The organism is Paenibacillus xylanexedens (assembly GCF_017874615.1).
Classification (GTDB): domain Bacteria; phylum Bacillota; class Bacilli; order Paenibacillales; family Paenibacillaceae; genus Paenibacillus; species Paenibacillus xylanexedens.
This window is the reverse complement of sequence record NZ_JAGIKV010000006.1, coordinates 39,102-56,961: the sequence shown is the minus strand read 5'-3', so window position 1 is coordinate 56,961 and position 17,860 is coordinate 39,102. Positions and strand designations below refer to the sequence as shown.

20 protein-coding genes are annotated in these 17,860 nt (G+C 46.0%); 12 read left to right on the top strand and 8 right to left on the bottom strand.

Going from position 1 to position 17,860, the window contains the following annotated elements; genetic code table 11:
* The first annotated feature begins 151 nt into the window (after positions 1-151).
* From deoC to J2Z28_RS09590, 5 genes are all read left to right on the top strand, one after another.
* A complete protein-coding gene (deoC, locus tag J2Z28_RS09610) occupies positions 152-802 on the top strand; it encodes a deoxyribose-phosphate aldolase (protein WP_036613998.1) in 651 nt (216 codons plus the stop codon).
* A gap of 255 nt (positions 803-1,057) precedes the next feature.
* The gene (locus J2Z28_RS09605; protein ID WP_036613804.1) at positions 1,058-2,245 is read left to right on the top strand and encodes a NupC/NupG family nucleoside CNT transporter; all 1,188 of its coding nucleotides are present in this window, start codon (positions 1,058-1,060) and stop codon (positions 2,243-2,245) included.
* A gap of 29 nt (positions 2,246-2,274) precedes the next feature.
* The gene (gene deoB / locus J2Z28_RS09600) at positions 2,275-3,453 is read left to right on the top strand and encodes a phosphopentomutase (protein WP_017688192.1); all 1,179 of its coding nucleotides are present in this window, start codon (positions 2,275-2,277) and stop codon (positions 3,451-3,453) included.
* 97 nt (positions 3,454-3,550) lie between these two features.
* Complete coding sequence (gene deoD, locus J2Z28_RS09595) at positions 3,551-4,258, top strand: purine-nucleoside phosphorylase (RefSeq protein ID WP_017688193.1); 708 nt, start codon at positions 3,551-3,553, stop codon at positions 4,256-4,258.
* A 234-nt stretch (positions 4,259-4,492) separates the two neighbouring features.
* Positions 4,493-5,794, top strand: a complete 1,302-nt coding sequence (locus J2Z28_RS09590; protein WP_211082205.1) for a pyrimidine-nucleoside phosphorylase — start codon at positions 4,493-4,495, stop codon at positions 5,792-5,794.
* Between the two features lie 121 nt (positions 5,795-5,915).
* Here J2Z28_RS09590 and J2Z28_RS09585 read toward each other — a convergent pair whose 3' ends face one another.
* Positions 5,916-6,899 carry a TIGR03943 family putative permease subunit gene (locus J2Z28_RS09585; RefSeq protein ID WP_211082203.1) on the bottom strand — a complete coding sequence of 328 codons (984 nt, stop codon included), beginning with the start codon at positions 6,897-6,899 and terminating at the stop codon, positions 5,916-5,918.
* An 83-nt stretch (positions 6,900-6,982) separates the two neighbouring features.
* Positions 6,983-8,023: a permease gene (locus J2Z28_RS09580; protein ID WP_211082201.1), complete on the bottom strand. Its 1,041-nt coding sequence runs from the start codon at positions 8,021-8,023 to the stop codon at positions 6,983-6,985.
* A gap of 99 nt (positions 8,024-8,122) precedes the next feature.
* Between J2Z28_RS09580 and J2Z28_RS09575 the strand changes: the two genes are divergently transcribed.
* Positions 8,123-8,341, top strand: a complete 219-nt coding sequence (locus tag J2Z28_RS09575; protein ID WP_211082194.1) for a GTP-binding protein — start codon at positions 8,123-8,125, stop codon at positions 8,339-8,341.
* Between the two features lie 69 nt (positions 8,342-8,410).
* Here J2Z28_RS09575 and J2Z28_RS09570 read toward each other — a convergent pair whose 3' ends face one another.
* Positions 8,411-9,268: a stalk domain-containing protein gene (locus J2Z28_RS09570; protein WP_074095366.1), complete on the bottom strand. Its 858-nt coding sequence runs from the start codon at positions 9,266-9,268 to the stop codon at positions 8,411-8,413.
* A 169-nt stretch (positions 9,269-9,437) separates the two neighbouring features.
* Between J2Z28_RS09570 and rpmG the strand changes: the two genes are divergently transcribed.
* The 6 genes from rpmG to J2Z28_RS09540 all read left to right on the top strand — a co-directional run bounded on the left by rpmG (position 9,438) and on the right by J2Z28_RS09540 (position 13,639).
* Entirely contained in the window at positions 9,438-9,587 is a 150-nt protein-coding gene (rpmG, locus tag J2Z28_RS09565; RefSeq protein ID WP_211082192.1) for a 50S ribosomal protein L33, read from the top strand.
* Positions 9,588-9,636: 49 nt separating this feature from the next.
* On the top strand, positions 9,637-10,344 hold the full coding sequence (locus J2Z28_RS09560; protein WP_211082190.1) for a metal ABC transporter ATP-binding protein: 708 nt from the start codon (positions 9,637-9,639) through the stop codon (positions 10,342-10,344).
* On the top strand, positions 10,290-11,183 hold the full coding sequence (locus J2Z28_RS09555; protein WP_211082182.1) for a metal ABC transporter permease: 894 nt from the start codon (positions 10,290-10,292) through the stop codon (positions 11,181-11,183). The genes J2Z28_RS09560 and J2Z28_RS09555 overlap by 55 nt, the downstream gene beginning before the upstream one ends.
* The gene (locus tag J2Z28_RS09550; protein WP_211082180.1) at positions 11,170-12,246 is read left to right on the top strand and encodes a metal ABC transporter substrate-binding protein; all 1,077 of its coding nucleotides are present in this window, start codon (positions 11,170-11,172) and stop codon (positions 12,244-12,246) included. The genes J2Z28_RS09555 and J2Z28_RS09550 overlap by 14 nt, the downstream gene beginning before the upstream one ends.
* A gap of 165 nt (positions 12,247-12,411) precedes the next feature.
* Positions 12,412-12,894 carry a hypothetical protein gene (locus J2Z28_RS09545; protein ID WP_211082178.1) on the top strand — a complete coding sequence of 161 codons (483 nt, stop codon included), beginning with the start codon at positions 12,412-12,414 and terminating at the stop codon, positions 12,892-12,894.
* A gap of 43 nt (positions 12,895-12,937) precedes the next feature.
* On the top strand, positions 12,938-13,639 hold the full coding sequence (locus tag J2Z28_RS09540) for a M50 family metallopeptidase (RefSeq protein WP_211082176.1): 702 nt from the start codon (positions 12,938-12,940) through the stop codon (positions 13,637-13,639).
* Positions 13,640-13,754: 115 nt separating this feature from the next.
* Here the strand turns inward: J2Z28_RS09540 and J2Z28_RS09535 are convergent, their stop codons facing one another.
* The 5 genes from J2Z28_RS09535 to J2Z28_RS09515 form a co-directional block, all read right to left on the bottom strand.
* On the bottom strand, positions 13,755-14,126 hold the full coding sequence (locus tag J2Z28_RS09535; protein ID WP_211082174.1) for a DUF4363 family protein: 372 nt from the start codon (positions 14,124-14,126) through the stop codon (positions 13,755-13,757).
* Between the two features lie 26 nt (positions 14,127-14,152).
* Positions 14,153-14,881: a DUF421 domain-containing protein gene (locus tag J2Z28_RS09530; protein WP_244988206.1), complete on the bottom strand. Its 729-nt coding sequence runs from the start codon at positions 14,879-14,881 to the stop codon at positions 14,153-14,155.
* 170 nt (positions 14,882-15,051) lie between these two features.
* A complete protein-coding gene (locus J2Z28_RS09525; protein ID WP_211082171.1) occupies positions 15,052-15,915 on the bottom strand; it encodes an SDR family oxidoreductase in 864 nt (287 codons plus the stop codon).
* Positions 15,912-16,979 (bottom strand): mannonate dehydratase, encoded by a 1,068-nt coding sequence (uxuA, locus tag J2Z28_RS09520; RefSeq protein WP_036673719.1) that lies wholly within the window; start codon positions 16,977-16,979, stop codon positions 15,912-15,914. The genes J2Z28_RS09525 and uxuA overlap by 4 nt, the downstream gene beginning before the upstream one ends.
* 40 nt (positions 16,980-17,019) lie before the next feature.
* Positions 17,020-17,697, bottom strand: coding sequence for a GntR family transcriptional regulator (locus J2Z28_RS09515; RefSeq protein ID WP_211082477.1), 678 nt, complete (start codon positions 17,695-17,697; stop codon positions 17,020-17,022).
* Positions 17,698-17,860: the final 163 nt, after the last annotated feature.

The window sequence follows — 17,860 nt, the reverse complement described above, 5'->3', positions numbered from 1 at the left end:
GGCAGAAAATATAACGAAGATGAACTGTAAGTGTAACTGTGAACAAAAGTTCAAGTTGATTTTTACATATGTTCATGTTAGTGTAAGTGTATAGAAAATAACTAGTTCAGATAAGGGAGAGATTCAATTGACTACACCACAATTAGCGAAAATGATCGACCATACGTTGCTTCGTGCGGACGCAACGCAAAGTGAAATGGCCAAGTTAACCGAAGAAGCGAAGCAATACCAGTTTGCTTCCGTATGTGTTAATCCAGGCTGGGTTGCTTATGCTGCTGAGCAGTTGCAGGGTACTGGCGTAGATATCTGCACCGTTATTGGTTTCCCTCTGGGAGCATCTACATCGGAGACAAAAGCTTTCGAAACGAAAGATGCGATTGCTAAAGGTGCAACTGAAGTCGATACGGTCATCAACATTAGTGCTTTGAAAGATGGCAAAGATGATTACGTTGAACAAGATATTCGTGTTGTCGTTGAAGCGGCTGCGGGTAAAGCTTTGGTGAAAGTTATTATTGAAGCTTGTCTGTTGACGGATGAAGAGAAAGTACGTGCTTGTCAGGCAGCTGTGCGAGCTGGAGCTGATTTTGTTAAAACTTCTACAGGTTTCTCCACAGGTGGAGCAACGCCAGAAGATATCGCTTTGATGCGTCGTACTGTAGGTCCTGATGTTGGCGTTAAAGCTTCCGGTGGCGTACGTAGCCTGGAAGATATGCAAAAAATGATCGAAGCGGGTGCGACTCGTATTGGTGCAAGCTCTGGCGTGAAGATCATGCAGGGTGGTCAGTCTACATCTTCTTATTAATTCGTTGGAATCTGACTCGTTAGATAACATCTAGGCTTCGCCTACGGGAGTGGACTTGTTCTTCATGTTAAACATTAATATGGAGAACAAGATTCAAGCCTGAAAAGCCTTTTTATTTTTTAGCATGAAAATTGATATAAAACGAATTTGTTGTAAGCGCTTTACTTATTTTCTGAAAGGTTTATTTCATTACACGCATGAAAAACCTTTGAGCTGATTCACATCCGGCTTAACTACCTTCAAAGGAGAGTTCAAATGAAATTTCTAATTGCCATTATCGGCTTACTCGTTGTTTTTGGACTGGCTTATATCGCAAGCAACGGCAAAAAGCAGATACGTTACCGGCCGCTGGCTATCATGATTGTTTTGCAAGTTATACTAGCTTATGCTCTGTTGAATACAGGAGTGGGTACTTTTTTAATTGGCGGTTTCGCGACCGTATTTAAAAGTTTACTCGACTATGCGAATGAAGGTATCGCATTTGTATTTGGGGGTTTAACTACCGTAGGTGCAGAGAGCGGGGGGGCACCGTTCTTCCTCAGCGTATTGATGCCGATTGTTGTCATCTCGGCACTCATTGGGATATTGCAGTATATCCGAATCTTGCCTTTTGTTATAAAATATATTGGTCTGGTATTAAGCAAAATCAACGGAATGGGCAGACTGGAATCATATAACGCGGTTGCTTCGGCTGTATTGGGGCAATCTGAAGTGTTCATTTCTGTGAAAAAACAAATTGGGTTGTTGCCAAAACATCGGCTGTACACCTTGTGTGCTTCGGCGATGTCCACGGTATCGATGTCGATTGTTGGTGCTTATATGACCATGATCGAGCCGAAATATGTGGTTACAGCTCTTGTACTGAACCTGTTTGGCGGTTTTATCATTGCTTCGATTGTGAATCCTTATGAGGTTACAGAGGAAGAAGATATATTGGAAGTACAGGAAGAGGAGAAACAGTCCTTCTTCGAAATGCTTGGCGAATACATCCTGGATGGATTCAAAGTTGCTATCATCGTAGCTGCGATGTTAATCGGTTTTGTTGCCTTGATCGCACTTGTTAACGGAATTTTCAGCGCGGTGCTTGGCATTTCGTTCCAAGAGCTACTTGGTTATGTGTTTGCACCATTTGCCTTCATCATGGGTGTTCCATGGAAAGAAGCGATTCAGGCAGGAAGTATTATGGCAACCAAAATGGTATCCAACGAATTCGTAGCTATGCTTAATTTGAAGGAGACTGCAATGTCTGCCAGAACAACGGGTATCGTATCTGTCTTCCTCGTGTCGTTCGCCAACTTCTCCTCCATCGGTATCATTGCTGGTGCGGTGAAGGGACTCCATGAGAAGCAAGGTAATGTGGTCGCCCGCTTCGGTCTGAAACTGCTTTACGGTGCTTCGCTTGTCAGCGTGCTGTCAGCGATCATTACTGGACTGTTCTTGTAAACCGGATTATTGGAAGGAGTGCTTAGGTTATGTCAACATTCAAAAGAGTACATCTGATCGTTATGGATTCTGTAGGGATCGGCGAAGCGCCGGATGCAGCAGAATTTGATGATTTTGATGTAGATACCTTCGGTCACATTGCACGTGAACGCGGAGGTCTGAAAATGCCTCATATGGCCAGTCTCGGACTGTCCAACATCAAAGAAATTGAGGGTGTCCCTGTAGCGGATGCACCTAAAGCGTATTACACCAAGATGCAGGAAGCATCCAGAGGCAAAGACACAATGACAGGTCACTGGGAGCTGATGGGTCTTTACATTGATACACCTTTCCGTGTGTTCGAGAATGGTTTTCCCGATGAGTTGATTCAGCGCATTGAAGAGAAAACGGGCCGCAAAGTAATTGGTAACAAACCGGCCAGCGGCACTGAAATTCTGGATGAGCTGGGTGCAGAGCATGTTGAAACTGGCGCGCTCATCGTATATACATCCGCCGATTCGGTTCTGCAAATTGCAGCACATGAGGACGTTGTTCCACTGAAAGAGCTGTATGAGATCTGTGAGTTCTGCCGTGAGATTACACTTGAAGATCCGTATATGCTCGGCCGCATTATTGCACGTCCATTTGTAGGTGAAGCGGGTAACTGGAAACGTACTGCAAATCGTCATGACTATGCACTCAAACCTTTTGGTCGTACTGTTATGAATGAACTGCAAGATGGTGGATTTGATGTGATTGCTTTGGGTAAAATCGCAGATATCTATGATGGCGAAGGTGTAACCAAGGCTGTTCGTACCGTCTCTAACATGGATGGCATGGACAAGTTGTCCGAAACGATGGATGAAGAGTTCACTGGACTCAGCTTCCTGAACCTGGTTGATTTTGATGCCCTGTACGGTCACCGTCGTGATCCGCAAGGTTATGCTCAGGCACTTGAAGACTATGATGCGCGGCTGCCAGAGATTTTTGCCAAAATGACCAATGATGATCTGCTGCTGATCACAGCTGACCATGGTAACGATCCAACATACCGCGGTACAGACCATACACGTGAATATGTACCACTACTTGCCTACTCTCCGCGCTTCAGCGAGGGCAAAAAGCTTGATCTGCGCAGCACATTTGCTGACCTTGGCGCAACCGTAGCCGAGAACTTTGGAGTGAAAATGCCGGAATACGGCACCAGCTTCCTGAAGGATTTGAAATAAGTTTTTCAAAACTGGATAGGGGAGGTCGGAGTAGCTTGGGCTGCTCCGGTCCTGCCAGTATAATAGACTAATTTGTATAACTGGAGGAGATTCATTCATGAGTACACATATTGGAGCAAAACCCGGGGATATCGCAGAAACGATCCTATTGCCAGGAGACCCTTTACGCGCGAAATATATTGCAGATACGTACCTCGAAGATGTTGTATGTTACAACGAAGTTCGTGGAATGCTCGGTTACACAGGTACATATCAAGGACACCGGATTTCGGTGCAAGGTTCAGGGATGGGTATTCCGTCCTTCGCAATCTATGCTAACGAATTGATCAGCGAATATGGCGTAAAAAACCTGATCCGTGTGGGTACTTGTGGCGGTATGCAGGAGCATGTACGTGTACGTGACGTCATCCTTGCACAAGCAGCTTGTACGGATTCCAGCATGAACAAGCACGTATTCGGTGGATATGACTTCTCACCAATCGCTACGTTCTCCCTGCTGAAAGAAGCATATGACCGTGCAACAGCTAAAGGTATGAAGATTCACGTTGGTAACGTATTCAGCTCCGATTCTTTCTACCGCGATGACCGTTCCGTAACCGAGAAGTTGATGAAACACGGCGTACTCGGCGTAGAGATGGAAACAACAGCATTGTACACCATCGCTGCCAAGTTTGGTGTTAACGCACTGACGATCCTGACGGTAAGTGACCACTTGCTGACAGGCGAAGAAACATCTGCCGAAGAGCGTCAAAAAACGTTCAACGACATGATGGTAGTTGCCCTGGACACAGCAATCACACTGTAATTGTTATTAAATAATAATTTTGATTTTAATCGAAACTTTTGTTTTAAGCACGGAGTGAAGGACCCGGAATCGATTCTGAAGAAGCAAAGCGTTCGCCTTTGTCTCCGAGTTTTCCCCATTGCAAAATGGATCAAAAAAACTTGGAGACAACAGCGATCAAAGGAACGATCCGGGACCGAAACGGTTGCTGCACAAAGTGTTCTATACAAATCATTTACCCGAGGAGAGATCATCATGAGAATGGTAGACATTATTGCTAAGAAACGCGACGGAAAAGAACTGACAACGGCTGAGATTGATTTTGTTGTTCAAGGCTACACACAAGGAGAGATCCCGGATTATCAAGTCAGCGCTTGGGCGATGGCCGTATTCTTCAAAGATATGACAGACAAAGAACGCGCCGACCTGACCATGTCAATGGTGAACTCTGGTGATACGATTGATCTATCCGCAATCGAAGGCATCAAAGTAGACAAGCACTCCACAGGAGGTGTGGGCGATACGACGACACTGGTACTCGCTCCGCTCGTTGCTGCGTTGGATGTTCCTGTTGCCAAAATGTCCGGACGTGGACTTGGTCATACGGGTGGCACAACAGACAAGCTGGAATCCGTTGCTGGTTTCCACGTAGAGCTTGAAAAAGAAGAGTTCATTCGTCTCGTAAACGAACACAAGGTTGCAGTTATCGGACAAAGTGGTAACCTGACGCCAGCAGACAAAAAGCTCTATGCACTGCGTGACGTAACAGCTACCGTTAACTCCATTCCACTGATCGCCAGCTCCATCATGAGCAAGAAAATTGCAGCAGGTGCAGATGCAATCGTATTGGATGTTAAAACGGGTGCTGGTGCATTCATGAAAACAACGGAAGATGCTAAAGAATTGGCACATGCCATGGTAAGCATCGGTAACAATGTTGGACGTAAAACGATGGCTGTTATCTCCGATATGTCCCAACCACTGGGTCTGGCAATTGGTAACGCTCTTGAAGTGAAAGAAGCCATCCTTACGCTGCAAGGTAAAGGTCCAAAAGATCTGGAAGAATTGTGTCTGGCTCTTGGACGTCAGATGGTATTCCTTGCTGGCAAGGCAGATTCCTTGGAGCACGCTGAGGAGAAATTGAAAGAAGTGATCCAGAACGGTAAAGCACTGGAGAAATTCAAAGATTTCCTGGCAAACCAAGGCGGAGACGCTTCGGTTGTGGATCATCCAGATCGTTTGCCACAAGCACAATACCTGGTTGAAGTGCCAGCAGACAAAGACGGCTATGTTGCCGGAATCGTTGCTGACGAAATCGGAACTGCAGCAATGCTGCTCGGCGCAGGCCGTGCAACAAAAGAGTCTGAGATCGATCTCGCGGTTGGTCTGATGCTGAACAAAAAAGTGGGTGACCCAGTCAAAGCGGGTGAGTCCCTCGTAACGATCCATGCCAATCGTGAAGACGTAGCAGACGTCATCGCGAAGATCAAAGAAAACATTACAATTGCGGATCATGCCGATGCGCCTGTATTGGTTCATGATATCGTAACGGAATAATACAATCAGAGCAGACGAGATGTAATCTCATGTCTGACTGAGCATGAAAGCCCCAAAGCGATGTAATCCATAGCTTTGGGGCTTTTTTGTCGTTGAAGAGCATGCTGTTAGTCACTAGCGATTATTGGTTCTTTATTTGCTCATACGCCATTACCGAATCTGCACTCGTATAAATGTAAGGCGTGGCTGGCTGGGATACAGCTGTCACCTTTGTTGCCCGAATCTCAATCGTATCCTTACCGTTCACCTGTGCAGAGCCGATGCTGCCATCAATTTGCACCCAACTATCTGTAGGGAAGCTATCCGCTTCTGGGATGTGAATCATCACACCAAAGGGAGCCGCATCAGCGGGGCAACACATGACGAGAAATCGTCCCAGTGCAAAATGTGATTCATGATCCATGCTTTTGTCACGATAGACGAATCCGGTTAACGAGATATCTTTGCCTGCAAATTGTCGCTGGAACATGTCGATCGTACCGAGTGTTTCAGAGAAAATCTCAGGATAGACTCGGATGACCTGTTCTGCATACAACTTCTCCGCCAGTTCAGCGAATTCGCGACTATACTTGTCTGGGGGAATGAATTGTACTTTGGTGGCCGATGCAGACTGAACAGCCGTTGGTTTTTGCGTGAGATCTTGTACATTTAATTGCGTTGCCGGATCAGGTAAAGGCTCTTTGCGACGAATCTCGGGAGGGGCATAAGTGAGAGACATTCCTTTCTGACTGGCCATGGAACTGCCGAGAGCCCGATCAGGTAACAGAAACCCCAGCAACAAGGGTATGGCAATCAGACCATATACCATTAAGCTACGAAGGAACCCCGAGGGTGGTGGATGTTCACAGTCGCAATGAACCTCGTTTCTGCCGAACAGTCCGTGCCACGCCATGATAACGGCAATAAACAATAAGGGAACAGGACAGCATAACAGCAGTTTTTGCATGGTAGGAGCCAAATAATAATGAAGCGAGTCACTTGAATTCAAGTGAATAATGTATACCGCAAGCCCGCCGATCCATACCGCACGGATCAGGTTATGCCATTGGATGACGTGTGATCTTGGAACTGGGGGTTTGGTCATCGTATAGCCAGTGTGGTTCATAATCATCACCTCATCTCTATTCATAGTCAGTATGAAAGTTCATGTGATTAACTATTCAGGCCACGAAGTATGTTGCTCAACCTTTATACCAGCAGGTTAATCAACCACGAGCCGGCGAAGACGAGTGTGATAATCGCTAGACTTAAACCTATAACAAACCGAGTACGGAAGGTTGAGAGCAACATGAGCGTGCTTTTGAAATCCAGCATTGGACCAAGTACAAGGAAGGATACCAGCGGCCCAAGTGCAAACGTATGTGAGAACGCAGAAGCCACAAAAGCATCGGACGTAGAGCAGAGAGACAGTACATAAGCAAATCCCATCATGAACACGTAAGAGGCAACAGGACCATTACCAAGTGAGATCAGATCGCTACGGCTAATGAATGTCTGGATGCAGGCTGTAATCAAGGCACCGATCACCAGATATTTGCTCATATCGACAAATTCATCTCCGGCGTGGATGAAGAAGCTACGCCAGTTTTTTACATGGTTATGATCATGAGCGTTTGCGTGTGCATGAGCATGAGGTTGCGCCATTTTAAACCCAGGATGTGTCTTAACCTCTGTCACTGCGACTTTTGGCATCCGAAGGGGATTTCGACGAACAAACACATACACGAGCATGCCTATGGAAGCTGCTACAGCAAAGGCCAGTCCCATACGGGCAATGGTAATCTCAGGATGGGAGGGAAAGGCAAGCAAAGTTGCGGTAAATACGATGGGATTGACTACGGGACCACTCAGGATGAACGTCACTGCGATATAGGCTGGCATGCCTTTGTGCATCAACCTTCTCACTACCGGGATCATGCCACATTCACAGATGGGAAAAATAATACCGAGTAGCCCTGCAACCAGCACACCACCGATCGGATTTTTGGGCGTGAGTCTGCGGACCATTTCTTCGGATACGAACCACTGCATGAGCGAGGACAACAGCACACCCATGAGCAGAAAAGGTGCGGCTTCAAGGAAAATACCTATGAATACGGTTTTCATATTTTGCAAAGCTTCACTGTTCCATGCTTCCTTCAGGTCTGGAGCCATTGTGATCAACACAGGAACAAGAAATGCACAAGGAATCAGCAAGGACAGGAGCTTCAGATTGGCTGCCATTTTCATGAAACAGACCTCCACAACTAGGACTTTGCTAAAATATATGCTTGTACGTGCGGCAACATACCGAAGCAGCTTGCGCCAGCAGGAATATGGGTAGGTGCGATGAGTGAGGAGGAAAGGGAACTTCATTTTGGCGACACGCTGCCAAGCATACCGGACTGGGATGATGAGTGGGATGACCGGGTAACCAAATTAGTGTTCATCGGCATTGACATGGACCGGGCGGAGATTGAACGTACATTGGATGAGACCCTTCTTACGGAGGAGGAGATGTTGATGAACTGGCGTGAACTGAAAGATCCTTTTCCAGCGTGGAGTTGAAGTGAAAAGAAAAGATCTTCAAGTGCAATAGTGCCCCTGAAGATCAATGATTATATTGCATTAAGGACTTTAGCTAAAGTACAAATCGCCAAGATAAAAATCACCGTTGCCACTTTTTTGCGGACTAAACACAAAGGTAAGGTACACTCCATAGGAACCCGTCCATCCTTGTGGATAATAAATGGCTTTGTAACTGTGTCTTGTTTTGGTTTTATCATTCATTGCAATCACTTTAACATCAGCTGATTTCACATTAATCAACTGATCTGCATATTTAGTCAGCGTTTTTTTATCATTTGCTGCAATGATACCTTTGACTGTAGTCTTAAATTTATCTTTCTGGGATTGCTTACCCAGATCAAAAATATCGATCTCGGGATTTTCAATAACTTTAGCATCTATGTATTTATCAAATTCACTAGTGCTACCTGTTTTAAGTGCTTTACCATACATTTTGATCAATGTTAAAGATTCTTTCTGCAATTTGACTATCATCTGAGCGTCAGTTCCAGTCATCTTGATTGAGCCAGAAGTGCTTGAGTTACTTGAACTACTTGGTTTACTTGAATCTTCAGAACCTTTGGTACCTGTACTGCTGTTATTACTACTCGAACTGCTGGACTTACCGCTACCTGAATTAGTGATACTTACAACTTTGTTGCTAACATTCAAAGATACGTTGGCTCCGAGTGCTTCTGCTGTGGTACTTACAGGCAAGTATACATCACCGTCATATACCAGTGCATTCAGTTTGTCTCCAGCTTCATTCTTGGGTGTCCAAGACAAACCGTTTACTTTAAAGCTAATGTTGCTGTCGAGTGCTGCTTCAATATCTTGAATTCCGTTTGAAGCTGCTACACCCAGGGCACCGAAAGCCAAACTGCATGCTACCAATGACCCAATAAAAGTTGATTTTTTGATCTTCATCTAGTTCCTCCGTAGGTAAAGTATAATGATACCAAAGAAGTATATCATATGAAATTATATTGTGCATACAAAATTTTACTGTAACAGATATGGAGTTGACAAAAGAAAAGCTATAGACTAATATCATTAAATAGTAATAATTACGATTAAATATGAGGAGGCAACCACCATGAGAGTCATTGTAACTTTAGCCTGCACCGAGTGCGGGGACCGCAACTATACAACAACCAAGGACAAACGTAACCATCCAGAGAGACTTGAGATGAAGAAGTACTCCCCACGTTTGAAGAAAATGACGATCCACCGGGAAACCAGATAAAATTTTTTGTTGTTTTTAAATCGTAATATTTACGAAAAGAGGGGAAGGTATGATACTATCCTCCATGCGTGATGTTGTATTTGGTTATGGCAAAGAGCCGGTCATTGATCAACTGTCGCTGGATATCCATGTGGGAGAGTTCATAGGCATCACAGGTCCCAATGGTTCTGCCAAAACGACCCTGTTAAAGCTGCTACTAGGGCTATTGAAGCCCTGGAGCGGCACGATACATATGAATCCGCAGTTGAAACGTGGGAACAAGTCCAATATCGGTTATGTGCCCCAGCAGGTGGCATCGTTTAATAGTGGATTTCCCAGTACGGTGAATGAACTGGTCCGGTCCGGATGTTACACCAGGCTGGGATTATTCCCCAGATTCACAGCAGAGCAGGATGCCATCGTTGAACGCAGTCTGCGGGAAGTTGGTATGTGGGATTATCGGAATACACGCGTCGGTGAGCTGTCTGGTGGACAGAAGCAACGGATCTGTATTGCAAGAGGTATGGCTGGGCAACCGCAGGTTCTAGTACTGGATGAGCCAACAACGGGAATGGACCGCCATAGCCGTGAAGGATTTTACAATCTGATGCGCCACTATGTTGATGTTCATGGGTTAACGATTATTATGGTTACTCATGGACTGGAAGAGATGGGAGATCGATTGGACCGAACGATTACTCTGGAGCGGCAAGAAAGTGAGGAATGGCAGTGTTTGAGTACGAATTCATGCAACGTGCCTTCTGGGCAGGTGGACTGATTGGAGTCATCGCTCCAATTCTTGGGGTCTATCTGATGCTCAGGCGGCAGGTCCTTATGGCGGACACGTTATCCCATGTCTCACTGGCAGGGGTTGCGCTCGGTTCGGTCATGAATCTTAACCCCGTGATCTGCGGATTCGCCATTGCAATTATCGGTGCATTACTGGTTGAACAACTACGGCGAAGTTACCGAACCTACAGTGAGGTACCTGTGGCGATCATCATGACTTCGGGACTGGCTCTTGCTGTGGTGTTGATGAGTCTCAAAACCAATCTGTCCAAAACATTCAGCTCATACTTATTCGGATCTATTGTCGCGGTTAGCGATATACAATTGTGGATGATGGCAGGAGTATGTGTCATAGGTTTACTTTTTTTCATCCTGCTCCGGAGACCGTTGTATAACTTTACGTTTGATGAAGAGACAGCTTCCATTGGAGGCGTTCAGGTGAGAGGTTTATCGTTTGCATTTGCCATTCTGACAGGAATGACTGTAGCTTCAGCCATGCCGATCGTCGGTGTGTTGCTGGTGTCTGCTCTCATTGTATTACCTGCTGCCTTGGCACTGAGAGTGTCTCACAGTTTTACAGCAGCGATTATTGTCGCGGTAATTACAGGATTAATCGGTATTTTTAGTGGACTCACAACATCTTACCATCTAAATACACCACCGGGAGGAACAATTGCACTCATCCTGTTGGTCATCCTATTGACTGGAATATCAGCGCAAAAGCTGATTGCACGATATAACCGCAAGCGTCACCGTAAAGAAACGAAATCACAGCACGTCATTCTGGTCAACCATTCTAGGAGGAATACATCACATGAAATTCAGTAAAAAAGCTACGCTCGGATTGTTGTTCAGTCTCACACTTATCGTCGCAGGCTGCGGACAAAAATCCGCTTCTGATGCAAATACAGCTTCGACAGGCACTTCCGTTCCAGTCGAGACGGAAACCGAAAAATTAAACGTGCAGGTCAGCTTCTACCCGATGTATGAGTTCACCAAAAATGTGGCAGGTGATCTGGCCGATGTGCATACACTCGTTCCAGCAGGAATGGAGCCCCATGATTGGGAGCCTACACCACAAGATATTGCCAGCATTGAAAAAGCGGATGTGCTTGTATACAACGGTGCGGGGATGGAATCATGGATTGATCAGGTCACCGGAAGTCTAAGCAACGCTTCGCTCATTCAGGTGGAAGCAAGCAAGGACATCAACCTGCTTGAAGGTGGAGAGCATGATCACCATCATGAAGATTCAGAGGCAACAGAACATGACCACGATCATGAACATGCGAATGAAGCGACTACAGAAGAACACGACCATGATCATGGCGCCGAGGCAGAAGCAGGTCATGATCACGATCACGGTGGACTCGATCCCCACGTATGGCTGTCACCTGCATTGGCTGTAAAAGAAGTGCGCAATATTGAAGCAGGTTTGGCGCAGGCTGCCCCGGAACATGCTGAACAGTTCAAGCAAAATGCAGATGCCTATGTTGCTCAATTGGAGTCACTGGATCAGGACTTCAAGGCGGCTGTGACGGATAGCAAACGCAAGGATTTCATCACACAACACGCTGCATTTGGCTACCTTGCCAAGGAATATGGATTGCAACAGGTGCCCATCGCAGGATTGTCTCCTGAGCAAGAACCTTCGGCAGCGCAGATGGCATCTGTTATTGATTTTGCGAAAGAGCATCAGGTGAAGATCATTTTCTTCGAAACACTGGTTTCATCCAAAGTGTCTGAGACGATCGCGAGTGAAGTGGGAGCCAAAACGGCTGTATTGAATCCAATTGAGGGACTCACCGAGGAAGAAATTGCGGCGGGAATGGACTACATTGGCGTGATGAGACAGAATCTGGAGGCACTGAAACTGGCGCTGAACGAATAATAAAAGATCAGTTTGATGCCTTTCACCGAAAAAGGTACAATAATACAACATGCTGAGGAATGGATCGCCATTCTTTTGCCTTTTTGCAAAGCAGAGAGCACAGGGATGTGCTCTCTCTTTGTTGAACAAGGTGACCGGATCGAGGAGAACAGGAGGACACATTGCATGAGTTTAAATGAGGAACATGAAGTGCTGTTAAGTGAACAGCCTGCCCATCTGTGGAGACGGCGGAAGCTGGAGCTGATGCACTGGACGGAACGTGATAAACATACGGTATCCGCGAAAAAAACAGAGATTTGGAACGGTGTTGAAGTTGATGCCGAACTCGTGAAGGCATTGTCCATACTTCAGAGTGCGGGCGTGAGGACGGAATTTTCATGTGCAGGGGTGAGTCCGCTTGATGAACCTGTCGATCATTCCCTTTATGCTTATGTTACCCTTGTACAAAGTGAAGTTGCAGATCAATTCGTGCACTACGCGCTCCGTCGGATGCGGAATCGACTGCTCGTTACGCTAGAGGCCGAAAAAGGCCGCTATGATCTATCTTCTTTTTTCATTGGACACAATCGGAGCTTCTGCTGGTGGATGGAGCACTGTGCCTTACAGTTCGGAAGTCGAAACAAATCGAGTGAAAAAAGCGTAGTATAAAGGAAAGGCTTGTTTACTTGAAGGTAAAGGAGGTATACAACGATTGAATAAGTGGGTCAAAACGATACTTTTTCTACTAGGCTCCGTCTTTCTTACACGACTCATCCCATTTTCGTCCTTGTTCCGTAATCTGGATACGATGATTCACGAATTCGGTCATGCACTAATGACACTGGTATTATCCGGTAAAGTGCTGCGCATTGAATTGTACGCTGATCATAGTGGTGTAACTTACTCATCCATGCTGACGCCAGGCAGATCGATCCTGGTTTCTCTGGCAGGATATATCAGTGCATCACTGTTCGCCTTGCTGTTGTTCTACTTATACCGCAAAGGCTTGCACATGTGGGGACTCGGTATTATGACGGCTGTCGCTCTGGTGTCGCTCCTGTTATATGTAAGAGGGGAGTTCGGCATGTTATGGCTTACCGGGTTCATCGTTCTGAATGTGGTCATTATGATTTTTGGTGCCAAGATCGTGAAGTTCTATTATCTGTTGCTGGCGTTTCTTACGCTGGAAGAGTCGGTTGTTAGTGCGGTATACGTTGGATTTATGTCCTGGACTCAGCCTTCACGGGCAGGGGATGCAGCGAATCTCGCTCAGCAGACATTCCTTCCGGCGCTGTTCTGGGGCACGTTGTTCGCTTTGTTTGCACTGTGGTGTGCCAAGGGAGCACTCGGTCTCTTTTTCCGCAAAGAAGGCACTTCGCGACCGTCACGGTCTCGGGGATTACGAAGAGCGTAACGGATATAAAGTTATATCAAAGCAAAGAAGGCACTTCCTTTCTTCATAAAAGGATAGTGCCTTTTGTTTTTGGACTTACATCTGATATTAAAGTCTGATATTAAAGATATTGAACCTAATCTCCAAGATTATCCCATAGGACATAAAAGTAATAAACCTCTTCCATAATCGCCTTATCATCCTCTGCCGCAACGCCGCCCTTGATCCGAGCAAGGGTGCCCAGAATATCATATATCGTTTCACGCTCCACACTGAACTGGATTCGGTTAACGATTTTATCCCAGGCCTTCATTGCGTAATTAACTTGAGACGTGGCTTCAGTCCATTTTTTATTCTCAACCTGTTTCTCTAATATTTGTATAGATTCAAGCAAGCGATCATCAGTGCCAAAGGGCTTTTTGAGAAAAGCTCCGCTAGCCATAATTGCAACGAACACAAGAATGAGGAAGATCGGAAGCACATATAGCAACCAGAAACGCGTTTTCATTCAACCGCCTCCTTGATGTAAAGAATTTAGAAAGGCCCCTCATAATCGCCCATATCGATTTTTTCGGTGATTTTATCTTCGAACAGATCAACATACAATTTGTCATTGGGCAATATGGCGGCAAAAGCAATATCCTGTATCGTGATCTTTTGCTTTTTCAGCTGCTCACTGAGCCAGTTGATATCTTTGTGTCTTTCCTCCAAATTTTGCTTAATCAGCAGGCCATCAATGATAATCTCGGTCATCAGCTTGCTCTTGGGCGGATGCATATGCATGTCTTTGGCGGTTACCGGCTGATTCTCAGGTTTTAAAACAACCGAGAGGCTGCCGTCCGGTTCCAGAATGGCATAGTCTAGCGTTGTAATATCAAATACATCCTTTTGCCGCAGCATCATGGTCAATTCGTCAAATTTGACTCGCATTTTACTCAAGTTCTGTTCGAGAATTTTACCGTTCTGGATGATCAATGTGGGATCAGAGTCCATTAATTTGGAGATGGTGCGATTTTTCAGCGTAATATACTGAAAGATGATCGTAATGATTGTGAAGATGGTCAAGGCCACAAAATGAATCCACGCCTTGGACGAGAGATCGGTTGCAAAAGTCCCCGCAATGGAACCGATTGTGATACCGTTAATGTAATCAAAATACGTCAAGTTACCCATCTGTTGTTTGCCCAGCACCCTTGTATAGATGATCAGGGTCAGAAAGGCAATAATAGACCGTACGGCAACAACCCATGTTTCTTCCATCATATATGTATCACCATCCTTTACTTCACTTCGCATAGTACTATAACAAGCTTTTCCTACGCCGGATGATCTTATGCTTGAACGCAAAAAACCGAAACCTGGGTATGTATCCCAAGCTTCGGTCTCTATAAATTCTCTATATTAGTTGAACTGATTCATTTACACGTTAATCCTTATACACCGGAATACGCCATAAATCCGCCATCTACCGGAATGACTGTGCCAGTGACAAAGCCGGATTGTCTTTCATCCGCAAGCCACATCAATGTGCCAAGCAGGTCTTCCGGTTTGCCAAAGCGGCGCATGGGTGTATGAGCAATAATTTTACTGGAACGCTCCGTAGGTGAGCCGTCTGGTTGCAGTAATAGATTACGGTTTTGCTCGGTCAAGAAAAACCCGGGTGCAATAGCATTGACACGAATTCCTGATTCGGCCAGATGAACGGCAAGCCACTGCGTGAAGTTGTTAATCGCTGCCTTCGCAGCGCTGTACGCAGGAACTTTCGTCATGGGCGATGGGGCGCTCATGGAAGAAATGTTTATGACAGTAGCGGGAACATCGCGCTCTATCATATGTCTTGCAAAGACCTGAGTGGGGATGAGGGAACCGACAAAATTCAGATCCATGACCTGACGAAATCCCTCTACACTCACATCGAAAAACGTCGTGACGTTCTGCTGTTCCAGATCTTCCAATCTGAAAATTTCATTTGTGGTGTTGGCACTGGCGTTATTGCCACCGGCGCCATTGATCAGAATATCACATGGTCCGAGCTGTTCCAGCACCGCATCTGCCGCTGCTTGCACACTATCGGCCTGGGTTACGTCACAGGCAATAGCAATCGCTCTGCCACCAGCAGCTTCTATCGCAGATACAACTTCCTGTCCCTTGGACACTGTGCGGTTCAGGATGGCTACACTTGCACCGTGCCGAGCGAGTTCTTCCGCCATGGAGCGGCATAATACTCCAGCACCTCCGGTAATTACAGCCGTTCTGCCTTCGAGACGAGATGAGCGTTCATATTGACGTTCACTCATGCTTTTGCCCTCCTTTGCAGGGAATCCCAGACGCCCCAGAGATACATGATCCCCAAAGCCCGGTCATAGAGTCCATAACCAGGTCGGCACTGTTCTCCCCAGAGGTGACGACCATGGTCGGGTCTTGCATAACCTTCATAACCGATATCGTGATAAGCCTCAACAACCCCAGCAATATCGACGCTTCCATCTTGACTGCGGTGTGACGTTTCAATAAAGTCGCCATTATCGTAGATTTTTACATTCCGAATGTGGGCAAATGGAATCCGATCCTTGAACTCGTGTATCATCCCGATAATGTCATTATCAGCATTCGCTCCCAAAGAGCCACTGCATAGTGTCACGCTGTTGTAAGGGCTATCATAAAGATTCAAATATTTCCGAACATTCTCCTGACTTGTAATAATCTTTGGTAATCCAAAGATTGGCCATGGCGGGTCATCTGGATGGATGGCCATTCGAATCCCCAGCCGTTCGGCTGTAGGCATAATCTCTTGCAGGAAATAACGTGCGTGCTCCCACATATGATCCTCGGTTACATCCTTGTAGGCTTCGAACAGACCTGTTAAATACTGCAATCGTTCCGGTTCCCAACCTGGCATGGTGAGTGCGGAGTTTTCCGTAATGCGTCGAACGAGTTCTAGAGGTTCTATATCTGCAAGCTTACTGTGCTCATAAAAGAGGGCAGTTGAGCCATCCTCCATTTCCTTGTGCATATCCGTGCGAAGCCAGTCGAAGATCGGCATAAAGTTGTAACAGATGACCTTCACACCAACTTGAGCCAGTTTCTCCATTGTTTTAATATAGTTCGCAATGTATTTATCCCTTGATGGCAGGCCTAACTTGATATCCTCATGGATGTTCACACTCTCAACGACATCCAGATGTAACCCGGCCTTGTCCGCTGCTGTTTTGACAGCGAGTATTTTGTCCATCGGCCATTCCTCGCCAGCAGGAACATCGTGCAGTGCCCACACAATACCTTCAACACCCGGAATCTGCCGGATATGATCCAGCGTTACCGTATCATTGCCTTCGCCGAACCAGCGAAAAACCATTCTCATCACGTTCACCTCATCATGAATAGTAGGAAGAAAAATTCAGTCATTGAAAATAGGACGGATATGTATCCTGCAGGACAGCCAAATCGGTGACAGTTAAATGCAAATGTTCCTGCATCAGTCGCTCTGCTGTGTCGGCATCATGCTGCTGAATGGCCTTGACCATAGACCGGTGCTGTTCAATCAGATGATCCCACTGGTGGTCCGAGGACAGGCGTAACATGCGACTTCGATTCAAATGTACATTCATCTGCTGGATAACAGTCCAGGTGTTGCTTTTGTTGCAGCCTGCAAAAAGAGTGCTATGGAATTCCTCATCCAATTGGAACATTCGTTCATCATCCGGTTTGACCCTGCATTCCTGTTGCCACGCAAGGTTCTGTTCAAGTGCCATCATTTGTTCGTTCGGAAAGTTCTCGCAGGCGAGCCTGATTACGGCTCGTTCGAGCTGTTCACGCATGAACCGTGCTTCCTCAACGAGATCGACCTGAATCAGAGAGACGTATGTGCCGCGCTGTGGATACACTTCCAGCAGACCTTCCTGTGCAAGCCGTACAAAACTTTCTCGAACAGGTGTCCGGCTTACCTGGAACTCCAGCGAAATTTCCTTCTCAGAAATAGCTGTTCCCGGAGGCATTTTCAAACTCAAAATGAGTTGTTTCAGCGTGAAGTAAACGACATCTCGCGTTGAGTAAGATTGCTTATTATTCATGGAAGACATATTGCTCGCAACAGGCAACAAACCGGCTTTGGATGATAACTTTGGGGTATATTCCACAACTTCAACTCCTTCAATGACATACTACCATACTTGTATGGTAGTATGGAAGCGCTTTATCGGTATTGTTTTAAATTTAGTTGATGGTTAACTTGCAGTTCAAGTG

Bases quoted from the DNA above. Each gene is read 5' to 3' on its own strand.
- deoC (WP_036613998.1), top strand. From the start codon at position 152: ATGATCGACCATACGTTGCTTCGTGCGGACGCAACGCAAAGTGAAATG.
- J2Z28_RS09605 (WP_036613804.1), top strand. From the start codon at position 1,058: ATGAAATTTCTAATTGCCATTATCGGCTTACTCGTTGTTTTTGGACTG.
- deoB (WP_017688192.1), top strand. From the start codon at position 2,275: ATGTCAACATTCAAAAGAGTACATCTGATCGTTATGGATTCTGTAGGG.
- deoD (WP_017688193.1), top strand. From the start codon at position 3,551: ATGAGTACACATATTGGAGCAAAACCCGGGGATATCGCAGAAACGATC.
- J2Z28_RS09590 (WP_211082205.1), top strand. From the start codon at position 4,493: ATGAGAATGGTAGACATTATTGCTAAGAAACGCGACGGAAAAGAACTG.
- J2Z28_RS09585 (WP_211082203.1), bottom strand. From the start codon at position 6,899: ATGAACCACACTGGCTATACGATGACCAAACCCCCAGTTCCAAGATCA.
- J2Z28_RS09580 (WP_211082201.1), bottom strand. From the start codon at position 8,023: ATGAAAATGGCAGCCAATCTGAAGCTCCTGTCCTTGCTGATTCCTTGT.
- J2Z28_RS09575 (WP_211082194.1), top strand. From the start codon at position 8,123: ATGAGTGAGGAGGAAAGGGAACTTCATTTTGGCGACACGCTGCCAAGC.
- J2Z28_RS09570 (WP_074095366.1), bottom strand. From the start codon at position 9,268: ATGAAGATCAAAAAATCAACTTTTATTGGGTCATTGGTAGCATGCAGT.
- rpmG (WP_211082192.1), top strand. From the start codon at position 9,438: ATGAGAGTCATTGTAACTTTAGCCTGCACCGAGTGCGGGGACCGCAAC.
- J2Z28_RS09560 (WP_211082190.1), top strand. From the start codon at position 9,637: ATGATACTATCCTCCATGCGTGATGTTGTATTTGGTTATGGCAAAGAG.
- J2Z28_RS09555 (WP_211082182.1), top strand. From the start codon at position 10,290: ATGGCAGTGTTTGAGTACGAATTCATGCAACGTGCCTTCTGGGCAGGT.
- J2Z28_RS09550 (WP_211082180.1), top strand. From the start codon at position 11,170: ATGAAATTCAGTAAAAAAGCTACGCTCGGATTGTTGTTCAGTCTCACA.
- J2Z28_RS09545 (WP_211082178.1), top strand. From the start codon at position 12,412: ATGAGTTTAAATGAGGAACATGAAGTGCTGTTAAGTGAACAGCCTGCC.
- J2Z28_RS09535 (WP_211082174.1), bottom strand. From the start codon at position 14,126: ATGAAAACGCGTTTCTGGTTGCTATATGTGCTTCCGATCTTCCTCATT.
- J2Z28_RS09530 (WP_244988206.1), bottom strand. From the start codon at position 14,881: ATGATGGAAGAAACATGGGTTGTTGCCGTACGGTCTATTATTGCCTTT.
- J2Z28_RS09525 (WP_211082171.1), bottom strand. From the start codon at position 15,915: ATGAGTGAACGTCAATATGAACGCTCATCTCGTCTCGAAGGCAGAACG.
- uxuA (WP_036673719.1), bottom strand. From the start codon at position 16,979: ATGAGAATGGTTTTTCGCTGGTTCGGCGAAGGCAATGATACGGTAACG.
- J2Z28_RS09515 (WP_211082477.1), bottom strand. From the start codon at position 17,697: ATGTCTTCCATGAATAATAAGCAATCTTACTCAACGCGAGATGTCGTT.